A 20,448-nucleotide genomic window follows, 5' to 3' on the forward strand; every position below is an offset into this window, starting at 1 on the left:
CCCTCAGAAAGGAGCAAAAGCTATGAGTTTAAAACATAAAGTATGTATCAATATTTCACATCCAAGTGGGAATTCAACTCCTGTTATTGACAGTGGTACAAAGCAAATCCGCAAAAGATTATTGAATTTTCTTTTCGGTGAAAAAGTGAATGTACTTGTGCTTACACCTGGGGATTCGGTTGAAACTGTGGAAATCCGTGAACTTAAAGGAGGTGAAATCCGTGAGTAAAATAAAGTTACTACTTGATGTGGTTTCAGATATGCGATCCTTGGCAGATAGCATACAGGCTGTTTGTGATGCAATGGTAGAAAGTGAACCTAAAGATGCAGATAAGAAGCCTACTTCAGTTAAAGGGTCAGAGCCAAAGAAAACAGCAAAGTCAGTTAATAAGAAAATTAAGCTTGAGGATGTAAGGGCTGTTCTTGCAGAAAAGAGTCAAGCCGGCATGACTGCCAAGGTGCGTGAAATTATTCAGAAATACGGTGCGGCAAAGCTAAGTGAGGTTGATCCTAAGCATTATGCTGATATTTTGAAAGATGCGGAGGGACTTATAGATGGGTAGTCATGCGATACTTTCTGCATCAGGATCACATAGGTGGCTCAACTGCCTGCCATCGGCAAGACTGGAACTTGAATTTGAAGATAAAGAAAGCACAGCAGCTGCTGAAGGTACTGCCGCCCATGCTCTTTGTGAGCATAAACTTCGTAAAGCACTTAGGATGAGGAGCAAAAGACCAGTATCAAGTTATGATACTGATGAAATGGAAGAACACAGCGATGCCTATGTAGATTTTGTAATTGAGCAGTTGGAAATAGCAAAACAAAATTGTAAAGATCCATTGGTACTTATAGAACAACGGCTAGATTTCTCTTGTTATGTGCCACAGGGCTTTGGAACAGGAGATTGCATTATTATTGCTGATGAGGAACTCCATATTATTGACTTTAAATATGGCATGGGAGTTTTGGTAGATGCAGTAGACAATCCACAGATGAAACTGTATGCACTAGGTGCTTTAGAAATTTTTGATAGTCTTTATGATATCAAGGAAGTATCCATGACCATATTTCAACCACGCAGGGAAAATATTAGTACATGGACAATTTCAGTGGAAGAATTAAAGGATTGGGCAGAAAATGAATTAAAGCCAAAAGCTCAGATGGCTATAAATGGTGAGGGAGAATACCTACCAGGAGAATGGTGTACTTTTTGTAAAGCATCAGTAAAATGTCGTGCAAGAGCGGAGGCAAAATTAGAACTTGCAAGGGCCGAATTTATGCTTCCACCACTTTTAACGGATATGGAGATAGAAGAAATTATTCATAAGATACCTGACCTAACTAAGTGGGCAAATGAAATTATGGCATATGCCACAGATGCCGCCATCAACCATGGTAAACAGTGGAGTGGATTTAAAGTAGTAGAAGGTCGATCTAATCGCAAGTATAAAGATGAAGATGCTGTGGCAGATGCAGCTAAGACAAATGGTTATAAAGATATCTACCATCAGAGACTTATCACCATTACTGAAATGCAGAAACTTATGGGTAAGAAACAATTTGAGAAAATCTTAGGTTGCCTTATCTATAAACCACCGGGAAAGCCGACACTGGTTCCAATTACAGATAAAAGAACGGCTATGGATACATCAAATGCAAATAACGAATTTAATGAAATTATGGAGGATGAAGATTATGATAAATCAAAACAAAACTAAGGTTATTACAGGGGTAAACACTCGTTTGAGCTATTTCCATGGTTGGGAGCCGGTATCAATTAATGGAAGTGCTGAAAAATACAGTGTATCAGTACTTATCCCAAAGTCAGATAAGGAAACTATAAACGCTATTAATGCAGCAATAGATGCAGCAATTGAAGAAGGAATTTCAAAGTTTGGTGGTAAAAAACCAAATAAAGCAGCTATTAAACTGCCTTTAAGAGATGGTGATGCTGAGCGTGATGATGAGGCATACAAAGGACATTATTTTGTAAATGCCAATAGCATAACAGCACCTCAAATTGTAGATAAGGCAGTAAAGCCTATACTTGATCGTAATGAAGTATATAGCGGATGCTACGCAAGAGTGTCTTTAAATTTCTATGCTTTTAACAGTAATGGAAATAAGGGTGTTGCTTGTGGACTTGGCAACATCCAAAAGATTAAAGATGGTGAGCCTTTAGGTGGAAGAACAAATGCAGCTGATGATTTTACAACTGTGGAAGATGATGATTTTTTAGCATAAGAAAAGTAAATATAAAGACGAGGTGGTGGAGGACATTCTTCTGCCACCTTGTTTGCTTTTGAAAGGATGGTATTTGTATGAAATTTATTTCAATAGACATTGAGACCTTTTCCAGTGTTAATCTTCAGAAGTCCGGTGTTTATCGCTATGCCGAGAGCGAGGATTTTGATATTCTTCTGTTTGGATATTCAGTAGATGGAGGAGAGGTGAAGGTGATTGACCTTGCTAGAGGTGAGAAAATTCCAATTGAAATTATAAATGCTCTTACTGATGATTCTGTTATTAAATGGGCATTCAACGCACAATTTGAAAGAATCTGCTTATCAAAGTGGCTTGGTATGAAAGCAGGTACTTATCTTTCTCCTAAGTCATGGCAGTGCACTATGATTTGGGCGGCAACTTTAGGACTTCCATTATCTCTTGAGGGTGTTGGAGCGGTATTGGGTTTTAAAAAACAAAAATTATCACAAGGTAAAAATCTAATTAAATATTTTTGTATTCCATGTTCTCCAACTAAATCAAATGGTGGACGTACTCGGAATCTACCACACCATGACATAGAAAAATGGAAAATGTTCACCTTCTATAACAAGCGTGATGTGGAAACAGAAATGGCGATACAAAATAAATTATCTAAATTTCCTGTATCCAAAACCGAATGGCAGAATTACCACTTAGACCAGATAATCAATGACGGTGGTATTAATCTTGATATGGATTTTGTAAGACAGGCAATTTCCTGCGATGAAAAATTCAAAGCAGAAAATATTAAAAAAGCAAAGGAGTTAACAGGTCTTGAAAACCCTAATTCTCCTGCACAATTAAAGGATTGGCTTCTTAAGCAAGGTATGAAAACAGATTCTCTTTCCAAGGCAGTAGTTTCGGAGTTACTTCAAGATTCAGATGGAGAAATACATGAGGCGCTTTCAATTAGACAGCAGCTTGCAAAAAGCAGCGTAAAGAAATATACATCAATGGAAAATGTGGTTTGTAGTGACAGCAGAGCCAGAGGTTTAATTCAGTTTTATGGTGCAAATAGAACAGGGCGCTATTCAGGTAGGCTCATCCAGGTGCAGAACCTGCCGCAAAACCATCTTCCGGATTTAAAGCAGGCTCGTTCTTTAGTGAAATCTGGAAACTTTACAGCTTTAGATTTACTTTATGACAGCATTCCAAGTGTGCTATCAGAACTAATTAGAACAGCTTTTATACCAAGGTATGGGAGTAGGTTTATTGTAGCAGATTTTTCAGCAATTGAGGCTCGTGTTATTGCATGGCTTGCTGGTGAGAGATGGAGAATTGATGTATTTGCAGGTGGTGGAGATATCTATTGTGCTTCAGCATCACAGATGTTTAATGTTCCTGTTAAGAAAAACGGTATTAACGGGCATTTAAGGCAGAAAGGTAAAATAGCAGAATTAGCCTTAGGCTATGGCGGCTCAGTAGGGGCACTTAAAGCGATGGGAGCAATTCAAATGGGACTTGTTGAAGATGAGTTAAAACCTATCGTAGATGCGTGGAGAAATTCTAATCCTAATATAACTTCTCTTTGGTGGAGGATAGACCGTGCAGTAAAAACTGTAGTAAAAACAAAACAACCAATTGAGATATATGGTATCGGAATTTTTTATCAAAGCGGAATTCTCTTTATTAAGCTGCCAAGTGGAAGAAGGCTTGCATATGTGAAACCTCTTATTGGAGAGAACAGATTTGGTGGCGAGTCTGTTACCTATGAAGGCGTTGGTGGTACGAAAAAATGGGAACGAATAGAAAGCTATGGTCCTAAGTTTGTAGAGAATATTGTTCAGGCAATTAGCCGTGATATTTTAGCAGAAGCAATGCTTAAATTAGCTACCCATGAATTTCAAATTGTAATGCACGTTCATGATGAGGTGGTAATAGAAGCACCAAATAAAGTATCTTCTGTAGAAGAAATATGTAGGATTATGAGTGAAACACCAGCATGGGCAAAAGGACTGATTCTTAATGCTGATGGCTATGAATGTGAATTTTATAAAAAGGAATAGGGAACAAGGAATAAGAAGAATAAAAAATTTTTAATATTTAGGGGTTCGATTATGTTTAGTTTTTCGCTTATAGGCAGAGGAATATTTCCTCAATAAATTTAATGGAGGTATTCGTATGAGCGAAATACAAATTTTTAAAAATCCAGAGTTTGGTACAGTTAGAACCATTGAAGAAAATGGGAAGATAATATTTTGTGGGACTGATATTGCATCATCACTAGGTTACACAAATCCACAAAAAGCAATTAAAGATCACTGCCGTGAAGATGGGGTAACGTTTCGTTCAGTCATCGACAATATTGGTAGAACTCAGCAAGCTAAGTTTATAGATGAAGGAAATCTATATCGTCTTATAACTCACAGCAAATTACCTGCTGCAGACCGTTTCGAAGGATGGGTTTTTGATGAAGTTCTTCCTACGATTCGTAAGCATGGGGCATATATTACGACACAAAAGATGGAAGAAATTATGAATGATCCAGATTCATGGATAAAGCTATTGACTGCACTTAAGGCTGAAAGAGAAGAAAAAGAGTGCCTAAAAGTACAAGCAACAGAGGATAAGCCTAAGGTTGTCTTTGCTGATGCAGTATCGGTATCAGATGGAACAATGCTTATAGGGGAACTTGCTAAAATTCTTAAAGGTAATGGCCTTGATATTGGACAAAACCGTTTGTTTGAACGCTTACGTCAAGAAGGATACCTTATAAAACGTAAAGGAACAGATTATAATGCTCCAACGCAAATGGCTATGGAATTAGGTTTATTTAAAGTTAAAGAAACAGCAATTACACACTCTGATGGGCATGTAACAATTTCAAAAACAACAAAGGTTACAGGAAAAGGTCAGCAGTACTTTATTAACAAATACTTAATGGAGGGTAAATAGTATGGGGGTTAATAAATTTAATTCCGAAGGCTATTATGACCCAACTCCTTATGTTGCAATTACAAATGTTATCAAAGGTTTAAAGACAGAAAAAAACTCTGTTTTTAAGCCCCTTGTATATATTTGCTCTCCGTATTTAGGAAATATTGAAATTAATGTAAAAAAGGCACGTACTTTCTGTAGGTTTGCATTGGAGATGAATTGTATCCCACTTGCTCCACATTTGCTTTTTCCTCAGTTTATGAATGACGACATTCCACAGGAGAGGGAATTAGCTATGTTCATGAATATGGTTTTACTTGGCAAATGTAATGAACTATGGGTATTTGGAAATACCATATCAAATGGAATGGCACAGGAAATAGAAAAGGCAAAGAAACGCAGACAGTTAATTAGATATTTCAATGAGAAGTTGCAGGAGGTAGGAAGTTTATGAAAATTGCAGTTGGTAATAGCCGTATGGATAAAAAGTGGAAAAACACAGATATTTCATGGAAGAATTTTTGCTCCCGTGTAAAGACCACGCAAAAAACAACAGAAACCATAGAAGAATACCGCAAACTAAAAAGAGGACAACAAGATGATATTAAAGATGTAGGTGGTTTTGTTGGAGGGCATTTAAAAGAGGGGAGACGTAAGAAAAATCATGTACTTTGCCGTTCTATTTTAACATTAGATATGGATTATGCAACAGCAGATATATGGGATCAAATTATAATGCTTTTTGATTTTAAATGCTGTATGTATTCAACCCATAAACATACATCTGAAAATCCAAGACTTCGTTTAATCATTCCTCTTGCTCGTGAAATTAGTGAAGAAGAGTATGCAGCTGTTGCTCGTATGGTGGCAAAAGAAATAGGCATTGACCTTTTTGATGATACAACCTATGAGGCAGAACGTCTTATGTACTGGCCTTCCACATCTTCAAATGGTGTATTTGTATATAAAGAAAATGATGGAGCATTACTTGATCCAGATTTATATCTTGCCAAATATGATAATTGGCAAGATACCACTACTTGGCCAGTATCTTCACGTCAATCTGAAATTATTAAAAGAAGTTTAAAAGAACAAGCAGATCCTCTTTTAAAGGAAGGTGTTATAGGAACGTTCTGCCGTACTTATTCAATTCGTGATGTAATTGAAAAATTCTTAAATGATGTTTATGCACTATCTACAATTGAAGGCCGCTATGATTATATTCCTGCTGATAGCTGTGCAGGTGTAATTATTTATGATAATAAATTTGCGTATAGCCATCATGCTACAGATCCGGCAAGTGGTTTGCTTCTAAATGCATTTGACCTTGTACGTATCCATAAATTTGGTTCTCTCGATGATAAGTCGGCTGTAAATACAGTTGCAAGTAAACTACCGTCTTATATGGCAATGTGTGATTTTGCAACTAAGGATACTGAAGTAAAAGCAGAATTTGCAAAAGAAAGACAAGCACAGGCGGAAGAGGAATTTTCAGAGGATGATTGGCAGACTGCTCTAGAACTTGATAAGCAAGGTAAAGTAAAGGGCACTCTTGATAATATTGTGCTGATTTTGCGTAATGATGACGGGTTAAAGTCACTTGCTTTTAACTGCCATCGTGATGGTATAGATGCCAAAGGTGGTTTACCTTGGAAGCAAATTAAGTACGGTTGGAATGATTCAGATAACTCATCTTTAAAGGTGTATCTAAGTAGTAAATATGGAATTTATGCTCCTACTAAAACAAAAGATGCTGTGTTGGCAGTTGCTGCGGAAAGAGCTTATCATCCTATCAAGGAGTATCTTGATAATTTGCCTAAATGGGATGGTGTGGCACGTGTAGAAAATCTTCTGATAGATTATTTTGGTGCAGCCGACAGCACATATACAAAAGCAGTGATTAGAAAAACAATGGTGGCGGCAGTTGCACGCATATATCAACCGGGAACAAAATTTGATAGTGTACTTATATTAAATGGGCCACAAGGTATAGGTAAATCTACATTTTTTGCAAAATTGGCTGGAGAATGGTTTTCAGATAGCTTAACCATTACAGATATGAAAGATAAGGCAGGCCCAGAAAAGTTGCAGGGATATTGGATGCTTGAGCTTGGTGAACTTGCTGGAATGCGTAAGACAGATGTTGAAATTGTTAAATCTTTTATTTCAAGAGTAGATGATAAATATAGGGCAAGCTATGGAGTAAATGTAGAAAACCACCCAAGACAGTGCATTATTGTTGGTTCTACTAATGCAGAGAATGGATTTTTACGAGATATTTCAGGCAACCGAAGATTTTGGCCAGTTCGTATCAGTGGCAATTCTACTAAAAAATCATGGCAAATTACTACTGAAGAAGTGCAGCAGATTTTGGCAGAGGCTATTTTTCTGTATAAACAAGGTGAAAAACTCTACCTAGAAGGCGATGATGCTATTCTTGCCAGTGGTGAACAAGCTGATGCCATGGAAACTGACGAGCGTGAAGGCTTGGTGCGTACTTATCTTGATATTCTTTTGCCAGAGGATTGGGGCACAATGTCTTTATATGAACGTAGAAATTTCCTTGGAGGCAGCGAATTTGGTGGTGGCACCCGTGTAGGTACTATAAAACGAAACCTTGTCTGCAACATGGAAATTTGGTGTGAGTGTTTTGGCAAAGATGCATCTTCTATGAAAACAGCAGATTCTTATACTATTGGAGCCATTATGAGAAAAATCAGTGATTGGAGCAAGTACTGTGGAAACAAAAACGGAACAAGCAATTTCCCTATCTATGGAAAGCAACGTGCTTATTCCAGAGTAAAGGAACGTTAGTATGGTTGTACTAAACTCTGTTTCTAAATTGGTTCACTTAAAAAAGCTAGTGAATTAAAGAAAATAAGTTATTTGGAATAGGTGGAACAAGTTAAAGTCTATATAAACAAAAAAATAATAAAAAAGAAAGAGTGAGTGTGTGCAGGTGTATGTATGCGCGTGTATAGGAAATTAGTTCAAATTTGTTTTCTTGTTCTAATTTAAAAATTGGGAGGCATTTATGCTTGAAAAATATATTGAAAATAAACTTGTAACAGCAGTTAAAAAGATGGGTGGCATTTGTCCTAAGTTTGTATCTCCTGGATTTGATGGGGTGCCAGATCGACTAGTGTTTTTACCACATGGTAAGTTCGCCTTTGTTGAATTAAAGGCAAAAGGTAAGAAAATGAGACCACTGCAAGTAAATAGAAAAATGCAGTTGGAGCAGTTAGGCTTTTTGGTTTATTGCATAGATGATGCAAGTAAGATTGGGGGAATTTTAAATGAAATACAATCCTCATGACTATCAAAACTTTGTAACTAAATTCATTTTAGCAAATCCAATATCAGCGGTATTACTGGATATGGGTCTTGGAAAAAGTGTAATTACATTAACGGCAATGTTTGATCTTTGCCTTGACAGCTTTGAAATTTCAAAAGTTTTAGTTATTGCACCACTTAGAGTTGCTAGAGATACATGGCCTTTAGAAATAAAAAAATGGGATCATCTTAAAGGACTTACTTATTCAGTAGCTGTAGGGAGTGAAGCACAAAGAAAATCAGCACTTATGCAAAAGGTAAATATTTATCTTATCAATCGTGAAAATGTGGATTGGCTGATAAATGAGAGTGGCATTCCATTTGACTATGATATGGTGGTAATTGATGAGTTGTCATCCTTTAAATCTTATAGTGCTAAGAGATTTAAAAGCCTATTAAAAGTAAGACCTAAAGTAAAACGTATTGTGGGACTTACAGGAACTCCAAGCAGTAACGGTTTGATGGATTTATGGGCAGAGTTTAGGCTTCTTGATATGGGCAAAAGACTAGGAAGGTTTATTACTCATTATCGTAATAACTTCTTTGATCCGGATAAAAGAAATCAGCAGATGGTATTTAGTTATAAACCAAAAGCTGGTGCAGAAGATGCAATTTATCGCCTTATATCGGATATTACCATTTCTATGAAAAGCACAGATTATTTGAAAATGCCAGAATGTGTTATAAATGAGGTTATTGTAACTCTTTCAGAAAAAGAACGTAAAGCTTATGATGGCATGAAACAAGATTTGGTTTTATCCCTCAAAGGTGAAGAAATAGATGCAGTAAATGCTGCAGCGTTATCAAATAAACTTTGTCAGATGGCAAATGGTGCTGTGTATGGTGAGGACAAGCGAGTGTTTACGATACATGATAAAAAACTTGATGCACTAGAAGATTTAATTGAATCAGCAAATGGAAAGCCAGTGCTTGTGGCTTATTGGTTCAATCATGATTTAGAAAGAATTAAAAAGAGGTTTAAGGTTCGTGAAATAAAAACTTCAAAAGATATTAAGAATTGGAATAATGGTGAAATAGAAGTAGCAGTAATTCACCCTGCATCAGCAGGACATGGACTAAACCTTCAAGCAGGAGGTTCAACTCTTATATGGTTTGGGCTTACTTGGAGTTTAGAACTCTATCAGCAAACCAATGCAAGATTGTGGAGACAAGGACAAAATGAAACAGTTGTTATCCACCATATTATTACTAAAGGGACTATTGATGAGGACATAATGAGAGCTTTAAGACGAAAAGAAAAAGTACAATCAGATTTAATAGCTGCAGTAAAGGCTAAGTTAAAGGAGGGCAAAACTTATGAATAAAAATTGCTTTGCAAATAAAAACAATAGGTGTAAAATCCTTAACTATATACAGTGTACTAATAATAGTTGTTCATTCTTCAAAACTGAAGAGGAGCAAGAGGAAAGCATTAATAGAGCAAATGCTCGTATTGCTTCCCTAGATAAGGCAATTCAAAAAAGTATTGCTGATACTTATTACAATGGCAAAATGCCTTGGCTAGAGGGGGACAAGTAAGATGACAGCGAAACAATATTTATCACAGGCATATAGAATTGACCAAAGAATAAACAGTAAACTTGAGCAGATAGTTTCATTGAGGGCATTAGCTACAAAAGCTACATCCACATTAAGTGATACACCTCCTAGCGGAACTCGTAATGTGCATTCTATGGAGGACACAATAGCCAAAATGGTGGATTTAGAAAATGAAATAAATGCGGATATAGACACATTAGTTGATTTAAAAAGGAAATTCGTATTTATTATAAAAAAGATTAGTAACCCTGAATACCAAACATTGCTAGAACTTAGATATCTTTGCTTTAAGACCTGGGAACAGATAGCAGTAGAGATGGGGTATGACTTACGTTATATTCATAAACTTCATGGAAAGGCATTAGAAAATTGTGAGATAAATTTAAAAGAGGACACTAAAAGACACTGAAAGACACCCTAGAAAAATGATATAGTTATAATAGAAAAGTAAAAAGAAAATGCAAAAAGTCATCACAGACAAACTGTGGTGACTTTTTATTTTGATAAAAATGAGGTGAACCAATTGCCAAGAAAACCAGCTAAACCTTGTAGTTATCCAGGATGTCCTGAACTTACAAGCGAAAGGTACTGCAACAAACATCAAAAAGAAATAGAAAGTAAGTACAACAAGACAAGCAGACCTTTTAAGAAACTTTACAACAGCAGATGGAGAAAGCTTAGAAAACAATTTTTAAAAGAACACCCTCTTTGTGAAGAATGTAAAAGAGAAGGAATAGTTACTGCCGCAGAAGTAGTTGATCATGTTATACCCCACAAAGGTAATGAGAAACTTTTCTGGGATGAGAGCAACTGGCAATCTTTATGTAAGCATCATCATGATGTTAAGACTGCAAAGGAAGATGGTAGGTTTGGAAACAAGAATGAAGTTTATTCTTATTAAGTTATCAACAGAAACCCGTTTATAACCTGTGGACAATTTGTTGATAATTTTTTGAAGAGGTAGGGGGTATAATTTCCTCTGGGGTTGTGCTGAAAAGGCCGGGTGGCCCCCTTCGTGTGAAAAATCGCAAAATTCCATAGGGGGGTATAGGCTAGAAATCAAATATGAAGAATGCTGAATTTTAAAGGAATTACAGAAAGTTTTGCACCTTAAGAAGTTAAATAAAAAATATACTTTTTAGGGTGTTTTTTATTTGCTCTTAAGGAAGGTGATAATTTGGAGATTCAAAAGGTATCTGTTGAAAAACTTAATCCAGCTAAATATAATCCAAGAAAAGATTTAAAGCCGGGAGATCCTGAATATGAAAAGCTTAAAAGATCAATTGAAACCTTTGGATATGTAGAACCTGTAATTTGGAATAAGAAAACAGGAAATATTGTGGGAGGACATCAAAGATTTAAAGTTTTAAAGCAGGAAGGTGCGAAGGAAATTGAATGCGTAGTCGTTGATATAAGTTCAGATGAGGAAAAGGCATTGAATGTAGCTCTTAATAAAGTAAGTGGAGAATGGGATATGCCAAAGTTAGCTGATATTTTAGATGAACTTGATAAATCTATGTTTGATATCTCTCTTACAGGATTTGATGCCGCAGAGATAGAAGATTTATTTTCTAAAGTTCATGATAAAGATGTTAGTGATGATAACTTTGATGCAGATAAAGCTCTTGAAGAAATAGAAGAACCTATAACAAGAGCAGGTGATCTGTGGATATTAGGAAAACACAGGTTAATATGTGGTGACAGCACTAAAACTTCTGATGTTGAAAAGCTTATGAATGGAAAGAAAGCTAATCTATGCGTTACCGATCCACCTTACAACGTTAATTATTCAGCAGGAAAAGAAAATGAGAGAGTTATTAAAAATGACAGCATGGATGATAAGAGTTTTCATGAATTTTTATTGTCTGCTTTTAAAAATATCTATTCAGTATTGGATGATGGTGCAGGAGCGTATATTTTCCATGCAGATACAGAAGGATTGAACTTTAGAAAGGCTTTTAAAGAAGCTGGCTTTCATCTTTCAAGTGTATGTGTTTGGGTAAAGCAGTCATTGGTTTTAGGAAGAAGTGATTATCAATTCCAGCATGAGCCTGTACTTTATGGATGGAAACCAACGGGGAAGCATAGATGGTATTCAGATAGAAAACAGACTACTGTGTGGAATTTTGATAGACCGAGCAAAAGTCCGGATCATCCAACAATGAAGCCAGTACCATTAATAGCATATCCAATTAAGAATAGCAGCATGACAAACTGTATAGTATTCGAGCCTTTTGCAGGGAGTGGTTCTACTTTAATTGCCTGTGAACAAACAGACAGGATATGTTATGCAATAGAGCTTGATGAAAAATATTGTGATGTTATTGTTAAAAGATATATAGAAGCTGCTGGAGATGAGGGAGTTTTTCTAATTAGAGATGGCAAAAAGATAGATTATAAAAATGTACTTAAAGTTGAATAAAACCCTTGCTATTACTGTGCTTTAGAGCAATATATAGTATAACAAAAAAGCACACGGAGGGAAAGAAAATGAGAGCATTGTTTGGGAGAAAGGTTTTAAATTTAAAGGAACTTGAGGAATTTACAAAAGAAGCTAAAAAGGATGGAATGAGAGGAACAGCTTATGAAGTTATAAAAGAAATTGAATTAAGTGATGCTGAATTTAAGCAGTTTGCAAAAGAGCTTTGGAAGGATCAGACATGGATATCAGAAGAAGATGGTGGCTGCAACGAAAAAGGTGAGTTGAGATGCATAAGAGTAAAAAATATAAAAACAAATAAAAGCATCCTGGTAGATTCAGAAGGATATACATACCCAAGATATACAGCCATAGAAAAATAAAAAGCCTGCAGGGGCTTTTTTTAGTGTATAAATTTAACTGCTGCTAATGTAAAAATTATAATTGCTGAAATAGTTATAAGGGTATCTATTCTTATGAAACTTGATTTTTTCATTGATATCACCGCCTTGGTACTTATATTAGCCTTTATTCAAAGAAAATAAACCTTCATAAATAACTTGATATATCTGTGCTTTAGAGTGATATATGTAATAACAAAAAAGCACAGGAGGTAATTGATTTGGATAGAAAAGAAACTGTAAAAATATTAGGTGAACATTTTGGAGTGAAACCAGAATATATGGGAGTGCCAAGTTTTGCTTACCAAATTAAATCACCACAAGGAATTATAACTGTTGATAAAGAAGGTGAGATTAAAAATTCAGAAGGCATAGAAGTGGAACTTGAAGAATTGTTAAATGATTTTCAAGAAGAAAGTGTAAAAGCAGAGACTGAGCATTCAGAAATTATATTCTCAATTGCTGGGCATACAGGGATCACCTTAAGAAATCTAATAAATATGATAAGCAGTAAGCAGACTCTTATAAAAAAGGCACTGGGTATTGAAACAGACATTGTTACAAAAGAATTTGTAGAAGGTATAAATAACATAAGGATTTCAAGCATTGAAGATTTTAAAACAGCAGTTTTAGATATTGGAGAAGAAAAATGTCCGGGCATTAATTTCAATTTTGAAAAGGAAACCTTAGAATTTAAATTTATAAAAGATTTTGAGAATGCTGAAATTGCTGTACAATTTGTTGAGGCACTTAATGAAAGTTCAAAGAAGTTTAAACATTCTTCTCCGAAGGAAAGGCAAACGGATAATGAAAAATATACCTTTAGAACCTGGCTTTTAAGGCTTGGATTTATAGGAGAAAGGTACAAACAGGCAAGAAAAGAATTACTTAAGAACCTTGGGGGCAACAGTGCTTTTAGAGGCAAAATAAATGAATAAAAATAAAAGGTGGATTGCATAAAATGTAGCCCATATCTTATTTAACTATATATAAATTGCTGCTTATAATCAAGAAATTACTTGCTATATCTGTGCTTTAGAGTGATATATAGTATAACAAAAAAAACACATGATATAGTAAAGGAGAAATTTTAGAAATGAAAAAGATAAAAATTTTGGTTACTGAATTAAAAAATTTGGGTGTTAAAAATATAATGAACATAGAGGAAATTGAAAAAATCATAAATGTTTACTTAGAAAAGAAAGTTATGATACTACAAAATGATAATTTTAATATTGAGTATGATGTAGAAAGGAAAAAGTTTAAAATAGAAACTTCCTTCAGTAATCAAGAAATTACTGAGAAATGGTTATATCAAGTAAATAAAATTTATGAATTTATAACTGAATTAAATTTAGATTAGAGCCTTAAGGCTCTTTTTGTGTTACATGGAGAAATGGAGGTGAAACCATGGCGACAAGAGGAAGAAAACCAAAACCAACAGCTCTAAAAGTTCTTGAAGGAAATCCAGGAAAAAGGCCGTTAAATATAAATGAACCAAAACCCGAAAAGAAAGCTCCAAAATGTCCGTCATGGCTTGAACCAGAAGCTAAAAAAGAATGGAGAAGGATGACAAAGACATTAGAGAAAATAGGGGTACTTACAAAAGTAGATGCAGCTGCTTTTGCTGGATACTGCCAAGCTTATGCAAGGTGGAAGGAAGCAGAAGAATTTTTAACAAAACATGGTACTATTTTTAAAACACCATCAGGATATATTCAACAAGTGCCGCAGGTTTCTATTGCTCAAACCTATCTTAAAATTATGAAAGACTTTTGCTCTGAATTTGGATTAACACCATCATCTCGTACTAGGATTAGAGTAGGTACAGAAACAGGTAAAAATGATGATCCTATGGAAGATATTCTAAGGATGGTGTAAGAATGTTTGATGAAAAGAAAGCTGAAAAAGTAGTAAAGTTTATAAATAATTTAAAGCATACAAAGGGTGTGTGGCATGGAGTTTCTTTTGATTTATTACCCTGGCAGGATAAAATTATTAAAGATATATTTGGAACAGTTAAGGATAATGGCTATAGAAAATACAATACAGCCTATGTAGAGATCCCAAAGAAAAATGGAAAAAGTGAAATTGCCGCAGCTATAGCTCTTTACCTTACCTGTGCAGATAATGAATGGGGAGCTGAAGTTTATGGTTGTGCCGCAGACAGGCAGCAGGCATCTATAGTTTTTGACGTAGCAGTAGATATGGTTGACCAATGTCCGGCGCTTAAAAAAAGAATAAAGCCTGTAATATCTCAAAAGAGATTAGTATATATGCCTCTTGGGAGCTTTTATCAAGTTCTATCTTCGGAGGCTTTTAGTAAACATGGACTTAATGTTCATGGAGTAATTTTTGATGAGTTACATGCGCAGCCAAATAGAGAATTATATGATGTTATGACAAAAGGCAGTGGTGATGCAAGAATGCAGCCGCTGTTCTTTTTAATTACAACTGCTGGAACAGATAGAAATTCTATATGCTATGAGGTACATCAAAAGGCAGAGGATATTTTAAGAGGTAAGAAAATTGATAAAACCTTTTATCCTGTGATATATGGAATTAAAGATGAGGATGATTGGAGTTTAGAAGAAAATTGGTATAAAGCTAATCCTTCACTAGAACATACCATACCTATTGAAAAAGTTAGGGATGCTTTTAATAGTGCAAAGGAAAATCCAGCTGAAGAGAATATATTTAGGCAGCTTAGACTTAATCAATGGGTTAAACAATCTGTAAGATGGATGCCTATGGATGTTTGGAATGAGTGTTCTTTTGAAGTTAATATTGAAAAACTTAAAGGTAGGGAATGTTATGGCGGCTTGGATCTTTCAAGTACTAATGATATTACCGCCTTTGTTTTAGTGTTTCCGCCAATAACTGAGGATGATAAATATTATGTTTTACCTTTCTTCTGGATACCAGAAGATAATTTGAAACTTAGAGTAAAAAGAGATCATGTTCCCTATGATGTATGGAAGAAGCAGGGCTTTCTTGAAACTACAGAAGGAAATGTTATTCACTATGCCTTTATTGAAAATTTTATAGATAAACTTGGAACACAATTTAATATAAAAGAAATAGCCTTTGACCGCTGGGGAGCTGTGCAGATGGTTCAAAACTTAGACGGTTTAGGTTTTACTGTAGTTCCTTTTGGTCAGGGGTATAAGGATATGAGTCCACCAACAAAAGAGCTTATGAAAATAACTTTAGAACAGAAAATAGCTCATGGGGGACATCCAGTTTTAAGCTGGATGATGGATAACATATTTGTAAGAACAGATCCAGCTGGAAACATAAAGCCGGATAAAGAAAAGTCCACTGAAAAAATAGATGGAGCTGTTGCTTTAATAATGGCTCTTGATAGGGCAATAAGACATGAATCTAAAGAGTCAGTTTATGAAAAAAGAGGAATGAGAAGTTTACTTGATTAGGAAGTGATGTTTTGAAATTTATAGATAGATGTAAGCTTTTTTTAACTCCACAGAATGCATTGTTTGAAGTCCTGCAGAAATATTCTCAGGATTTTTTAGCTGGCGAAGATGTTCCTACAGCAGATAATAAAATGATAGATGCTAATACGGCTATGAGTTTTACAGCAGTTTTTGCCTGTAACAGGGTACTTTCAGAAACTCTTGCCAGTTGTCCTATATTTCTATATGAGAAAGACAGTAAAGGTAATAGAGTTCAAGTTACAGATGCTCCGGAATATCAGTTGATGCATTATACACCAAATCCAGAAATGACACCAGGGCAGTTTAAGGAAACAGGAATGAGTAATATGAACTTAGGTGGAAACTTTATAGCTCAAAAGGTGTTTAATCTTCATGGTGATTTATTAGAACTTAGACCTATTTTATGGAATAGAGTAAGGATTGATATAGATAAAAATACAGGAAGGCTTCTTTACTTTATTGATGGTAAAACTGAACCAAAAACAAGAGATGAAATACTACATATTCCAGGCTTAACTTTAGATGGTTATATAGGAGTAACACCTCTAACTTATGCGGCATTAACTATTGATATTGGATTATCCCAAGACAAGTTTGAAAGAAATTTTTATCTTAATAGGGCATCAACAAGTGGAATATTTCAGTATCCAAATGAACTAGGGGACGAAGCTTTTAAGAGATTAAAAAAGGACATAAAGAAAAATTATACGGGACTTTCCAATGCAGGAGTTCCAATGATTCTTGAAGGCGGAGGTCAGTTTAAAGAAGTTACTATGAAACTTACTGATGCACAGTTTTTAGAATCTAAGAGATTTAGGATAGAAGACGTATGTAGAATATTTAGAATACCACTTCATCTGGTACAAGATTTAACAAGATCAACCAACAATAACATAGAACATCAAAGTCTTGAATTCATTGTTTATACTATGCTCCCTTGGTTTAAAAGATGGGAAGAAAATTTAAATTTGCAGCTGCTTTCTACAGAATCTAAAAGAAAAAACAGATATTTTGAATTTAAGGTAGATGCACTCTTAAGAGGAGATGCCCAGACTAGAGCTTCAGCTTATGCACAGGGCAGACAGTGGGGATGGCTTAGTGTAAATGATATAAGAAGACTTGAAAATATGGACCCAATTGAAAATGGAGATATATATTTACAGCCTTTAAATATGAGTGAAGCTGGTACTGATGATATAGAAAATAAAAATAAGGAATTGGCAGCGCAAATATATGAAATGATTTCAAAAGGTGGTGAGAAACATGAGTAAAGGTAAGAAGTTCTGGACATTTAATGCAAAAGAAAATAGTGATGAAGGAGAGCTTCTTTTATATGGAGATATAAGTGATTCTACTTGGTGGGGAGACGAAATTACACCTAAAAATTTTAAGGAAGAATTAGATTCACTTGGAGATATTAAAACCTTAAATGTTTATATAAATAGTGGCGGCGGTGATGTATTTGCTGGTCAAGCAATATATTCAATGCTAAAAAGGCATAGTGCAACAGTTAATGTTTATGTGGATGGACTTGCAGCAAGTATAGCTTCAATAATTGCTATGGCAGGAGATAGTGTTAAAATGCCTAAAAACGCAATGCTTATGGTGCATAATCCGTGGTCTTATGCTATGGGTAATGCAAAAGATTTTAGAAAATTAGCTGATGACTTAGATAAAGTAAGAGAAAGTATGATCTCAGTATATGAAGATAAAACAGGAATGGAGAAAGAAAGTATAGTTGAACTGCTGGATGCAGAAACATGGATGACAGCAGAAGAGGCAGTGGAATTTGGCTTTGCAGATGAAATTGAAGAAGAAAAACAAGTAGCAGCTTCGTTGAATAATAGAATATTTGCTATTAATGGATTAAAGGTTGATATTACTAAATATAAAAATCTTCAAGTAAACAAAATTCAGTTTAAAGAACCGATGTTGCATGAAAACCAAGCTAATAAACCGAAAGAAAATCATGTTCATATAGAAGAAGTTAAAGAAAAAGACATAAATGATAATAAAATTCCAACAGCTAAGGATGAAAAGCAGATCCCTATAGATTTATATAAAAAGTTAAATGAAATTCATGAGAGGAGATTTAATATATGAGTTTAAAAGAAATATTAAAACAAAAACTTGATTCACAGGCAGCCATAGTACAGGGTGCAATTGATTCAGCAAGAGCAATGACTGAAGAAGAGCAGAAGTTATATGATAGTTTAGAGGTAGAAATTAAAAATCTTGAAAAAACAATAGAAGCAGAAGACAAGCTAAAAGAAAGAGAAAAGCTTAATAAGACACCAATCAATGAACCTATATATGCTAAACCTAAAGACACTAATGAAAAGAAATGGAAAGGTGGCATGGGAGAATTTCTTCAAGCCGTAGCAAAGGCATCTTCACCTGTTGGAATAATGGACAATAGACTCATATATCAAAATTCAGCATCGGGTTTGAATGAAAGTGTAAGTTCAGAAGGTGGATTTATGCTGGAAAATGATTTTATACAGGATATGTTTGATGTTATGATGTCCGAAAGTCAGGTTGCAAACAGAATAAGGATGATTCCAATTGGTGCAAATACAAATAGACTAAGAACTCTTGGAATTGATGAAACTAGCAGAGCTAATGGAAGCAGATGGGGCGGTGTTCAAGCTTACTGGATAGCTGAAGCAGAAACTGTTACAAAGTCAAAGCCTAAGTTTAGAGAAATTGATATGGCACTTCAGAAATTACTGGCACTTTGTTATGTTACAGATGATTTACTTCAGGATGCAACAGCTCTTGAGGCAATAGTAAAACAAGCTTATGCTGATGAAATGAGTTTTAAGATTGATGATGCAATTATTAATGGAAGTGGAGTTGGAATGCCGCTTGGAGTATTAAATTCAGATGCACTTGTAACTGTAGCAAAAGAAAAAGATCAAGCTGTAGGAACTATAAAGTATGAAAATATACTTAAAATGTGGAGCTCAGTGCCTGCAAGGCTTAGAGCAAATGCCGTGTGGTATATTAATCAAGAAATAGAACCACAGCTTTATACAATGGCACTTAATATAGGAACAGGAGGAGCACCTGTATTTTTACCTTCTGGAGGAGCTTCAAGTTCACAGTACAGCACTCTTTTAAATAGACCAATAATTCCTATAGAGCAGTGTTCTGTGCTTGGTAAAAAAGGAGATATTATCCTTGCAGATCCTACGCAGTATATAGGAATAGATAAAAAAGCACCAACAGCAGATGTATCAATACATGTAAGATTTTTGTATGATGAACAGGTATTTAGATTTATCTATAAGTTTAATGGTGCTCCGTATAGAAATAAACCTATTACGCCTTATAAAGGGGCTAATGCTTTGAGTCCGTTTGTTACTTTGGGAGATAGATAGGAATTCAGGCTTATTATGTTACAAATAACTTGAAAGTCCAAACTAATAGTAGTTTCTGGTATAATATTTATAAATATTATTATGGCTTCATATTAAAAGGACGTTAGAACACATATAAGTTATACAAAATGAAGCTTTTAAATAATGGAAGTGGGGGAAATTAAAATGCCATTAACACAAAATTCAAGAGCACCAAAACAAATGGGGGATTTTGGAGAAGGGTTAGTAAATTATGTGCTAATTAAGAAGGGTTATGAAGTTGCTTATGTAGACCATGTTGGAGCAGATTTAATATCAGAGAAAGATGGAAATAGGTATGCAATTTCAGTAAAAACTCGTAATTTTAAAAAAGGTTCTAATGAAAGCAGAATGTATTCATTTAGTGATGACCATATTAAAAAAATTGAGTTTTTCTCAAATCAGTTTAATTTAGAACCAGTAATAGCTTTTGTTTTAATTACAGAAGATGATAAGACATTAGAAGCATTTATTATTAAGGTTAAAGATATTTTAGAAGGCAGGGTATTAAATAAAATAAAAGATGGGTATAGCATTCGCTTTAGTAGTAAAAATAAGCTAGATTTAATAAATAGTCAGTATGTAGACTATTCGTGTTGGAAGGATGAGGTAATTGGAAATAGATTCTAACAAAATAATAGTAAATGCTTTAATAGTCAATGTTATTATTTTTGTTATTCTATTTATATCCATAAATTTCAAAAAGGCAGCCTTAGTGCTGTCTTTACTATTTAAG

Annotated in this window: 23 protein-coding genes; all 23 read left to right on the plus strand. The window is 34.8% G+C overall.

The annotated features are described in order from the left end of the window. The first annotated feature begins 22 nt into the window (after nucleotides 1–22). The 23 genes from CLJU_RS01635 to CLJU_RS01745 all read left to right on the plus strand — a co-directional run bounded on the left by CLJU_RS01635 (nucleotide 23) and on the right by CLJU_RS01745 (nucleotide 20,342). A complete protein-coding gene (locus CLJU_RS01635) occupies nucleotides 23–229 on the plus strand; it encodes a hypothetical protein (protein ID WP_013237017.1) in 207 nt (68 codons plus the stop codon). Continuing rightward, nucleotides 222–563, plus strand: coding sequence for a hypothetical protein (locus tag CLJU_RS01640; RefSeq protein WP_041705000.1), 342 nt, complete (start codon nucleotides 222–224; stop codon nucleotides 561–563). Before CLJU_RS01635 ends, CLJU_RS01640 begins: the two co-directional genes overlap by 8 nt. After that, nucleotides 556–1,719, plus strand: coding sequence for a DUF2800 domain-containing protein (locus CLJU_RS01645; RefSeq protein ID WP_013237019.1), 1,164 nt, complete (start codon nucleotides 556–558; stop codon nucleotides 1,717–1,719). The genes CLJU_RS01640 and CLJU_RS01645 overlap by 8 nt, the downstream gene beginning before the upstream one ends. Then, a complete protein-coding gene (locus CLJU_RS01650; protein WP_013237020.1) occupies nucleotides 1,697–2,245 on the plus strand; it encodes a DUF2815 family protein in 549 nt (182 codons plus the stop codon). The genes CLJU_RS01645 and CLJU_RS01650 overlap by 23 nt, the downstream gene beginning before the upstream one ends. A 77-nt stretch (nucleotides 2,246–2,322) precedes the next feature. Next, complete coding sequence (locus tag CLJU_RS01655) at nucleotides 2,323–4,272, plus strand: DNA polymerase (RefSeq protein ID WP_013237021.1); 1,950 nt, start codon at nucleotides 2,323–2,325, stop codon at nucleotides 4,270–4,272. Nucleotides 4,273–4,387: 115 nt separating this feature from the next. After that, nucleotides 4,388–5,161 carry a phage repressor protein/antirepressor Ant gene (locus CLJU_RS01660; protein WP_013237022.1) on the plus strand — a complete coding sequence of 258 codons (774 nt, stop codon included), beginning with the start codon at nucleotides 4,388–4,390 and terminating at the stop codon, nucleotides 5,159–5,161. Nucleotide 5,162: 1 nt separating this feature from the next. After that, a complete protein-coding gene (locus tag CLJU_RS01665; protein ID WP_013237023.1) occupies nucleotides 5,163–5,597 on the plus strand; it encodes a DUF7768 domain-containing protein in 435 nt (144 codons plus the stop codon). After that, nucleotides 5,594–7,957: a virulence-associated E family protein gene (locus tag CLJU_RS01670; RefSeq protein WP_013237024.1), complete on the plus strand. Its 2,364-nt coding sequence runs from the start codon at nucleotides 5,594–5,596 to the stop codon at nucleotides 7,955–7,957. The genes CLJU_RS01665 and CLJU_RS01670 overlap by 4 nt, the downstream gene beginning before the upstream one ends. 220 nt (nucleotides 7,958–8,177) lie before the next feature. Then, the gene (locus CLJU_RS01675) at nucleotides 8,178–8,459 is read left to right on the plus strand and encodes a VRR-NUC domain-containing protein (protein ID WP_013237025.1); all 282 of its coding nucleotides are present in this window, start codon (nucleotides 8,178–8,180) and stop codon (nucleotides 8,457–8,459) included. After that, nucleotides 8,440–9,801 carry a DEAD/DEAH box helicase gene (locus CLJU_RS01680; RefSeq protein ID WP_013237026.1) on the plus strand — a complete coding sequence of 454 codons (1,362 nt, stop codon included), beginning with the start codon at nucleotides 8,440–8,442 and terminating at the stop codon, nucleotides 9,799–9,801. Before CLJU_RS01675 ends, CLJU_RS01680 begins: the two co-directional genes overlap by 20 nt. After that, nucleotides 9,794–10,015 (plus strand): hypothetical protein, encoded by a 222-nt coding sequence (locus tag CLJU_RS01685; protein ID WP_013237027.1) that lies wholly within the window; start codon nucleotides 9,794–9,796, stop codon nucleotides 10,013–10,015. Before CLJU_RS01680 ends, CLJU_RS01685 begins: the two co-directional genes overlap by 8 nt. Before the next feature lies 1 nt (nucleotide 10,016). Further along, nucleotides 10,017–10,445, plus strand: coding sequence for a hypothetical protein (locus tag CLJU_RS01690; RefSeq protein WP_013237028.1), 429 nt, complete (start codon nucleotides 10,017–10,019; stop codon nucleotides 10,443–10,445). A gap of 114 nt (nucleotides 10,446–10,559) precedes the next feature. After that, nucleotides 10,560–10,937 carry an HNH endonuclease gene (locus CLJU_RS01695; protein WP_013237029.1) on the plus strand — a complete coding sequence of 126 codons (378 nt, stop codon included), beginning with the start codon at nucleotides 10,560–10,562 and terminating at the stop codon, nucleotides 10,935–10,937. Nucleotides 10,938–11,213: 276 nt separating this feature from the next. Beyond that, entirely contained in the window at nucleotides 11,214–12,458 is a 1,245-nt protein-coding gene (locus CLJU_RS01700; protein ID WP_013237030.1) for a site-specific DNA-methyltransferase, read from the plus strand. Between the two features lie 68 nt (nucleotides 12,459–12,526). Continuing rightward, complete coding sequence (locus CLJU_RS01705) at nucleotides 12,527–12,838, plus strand: DUF6329 domain-containing protein (protein WP_013237031.1); 312 nt, start codon at nucleotides 12,527–12,529, stop codon at nucleotides 12,836–12,838. A gap of 239 nt (nucleotides 12,839–13,077) precedes the next feature. Then, complete coding sequence (locus CLJU_RS01710; RefSeq protein ID WP_013237032.1) at nucleotides 13,078–13,794, plus strand: hypothetical protein; 717 nt, start codon at nucleotides 13,078–13,080, stop codon at nucleotides 13,792–13,794. Between the two features lie 158 nt (nucleotides 13,795–13,952). Beyond that, nucleotides 13,953–14,219, plus strand: coding sequence for a hypothetical protein (locus CLJU_RS01715; protein ID WP_013237033.1), 267 nt, complete (start codon nucleotides 13,953–13,955; stop codon nucleotides 14,217–14,219). A 47-nt stretch (nucleotides 14,220–14,266) separates the two neighbouring features. Beyond that, entirely contained in the window at nucleotides 14,267–14,737 is a 471-nt protein-coding gene (locus tag CLJU_RS01720) for a phage terminase small subunit P27 family (RefSeq protein ID WP_013237034.1), read from the plus strand. 2 nt (nucleotides 14,738–14,739) lie between these two features. Then, the gene (locus CLJU_RS01725; RefSeq protein ID WP_013237035.1) at nucleotides 14,740–16,290 is read left to right on the plus strand and encodes a terminase large subunit; all 1,551 of its coding nucleotides are present in this window, start codon (nucleotides 14,740–14,742) and stop codon (nucleotides 16,288–16,290) included. An 11-nt stretch (nucleotides 16,291–16,301) separates the two neighbouring features. Further along, the gene (locus CLJU_RS01730) at nucleotides 16,302–17,582 is read left to right on the plus strand and encodes a phage portal protein (protein ID WP_013237036.1); all 1,281 of its coding nucleotides are present in this window, start codon (nucleotides 16,302–16,304) and stop codon (nucleotides 17,580–17,582) included. Continuing rightward, entirely contained in the window at nucleotides 17,575–18,414 is an 840-nt protein-coding gene (locus CLJU_RS01735; protein WP_013237037.1) for a head maturation protease, ClpP-related, read from the plus strand. Before CLJU_RS01730 ends, CLJU_RS01735 begins: the two co-directional genes overlap by 8 nt. Next, entirely contained in the window at nucleotides 18,411–19,694 is a 1,284-nt protein-coding gene (locus CLJU_RS01740; protein ID WP_013237038.1) for a phage major capsid protein, read from the plus strand. Before CLJU_RS01735 ends, CLJU_RS01740 begins: the two co-directional genes overlap by 4 nt. A gap of 165 nt (nucleotides 19,695–19,859) precedes the next feature. Beyond that, nucleotides 19,860–20,342 carry a PDDEXK-like family protein gene (locus CLJU_RS01745; protein WP_013237039.1) on the plus strand — a complete coding sequence of 161 codons (483 nt, stop codon included), beginning with the start codon at nucleotides 19,860–19,862 and terminating at the stop codon, nucleotides 20,340–20,342. Nucleotides 20,343–20,448: the final 106 nt, after the last annotated feature.

The organism is Clostridium ljungdahlii DSM 13528 (genome assembly GCF_000143685.1).
Taxonomy (GTDB): Bacteria; Bacillota; Clostridia; order Clostridiales; family Clostridiaceae; genus Clostridium_B; species Clostridium_B ljungdahlii.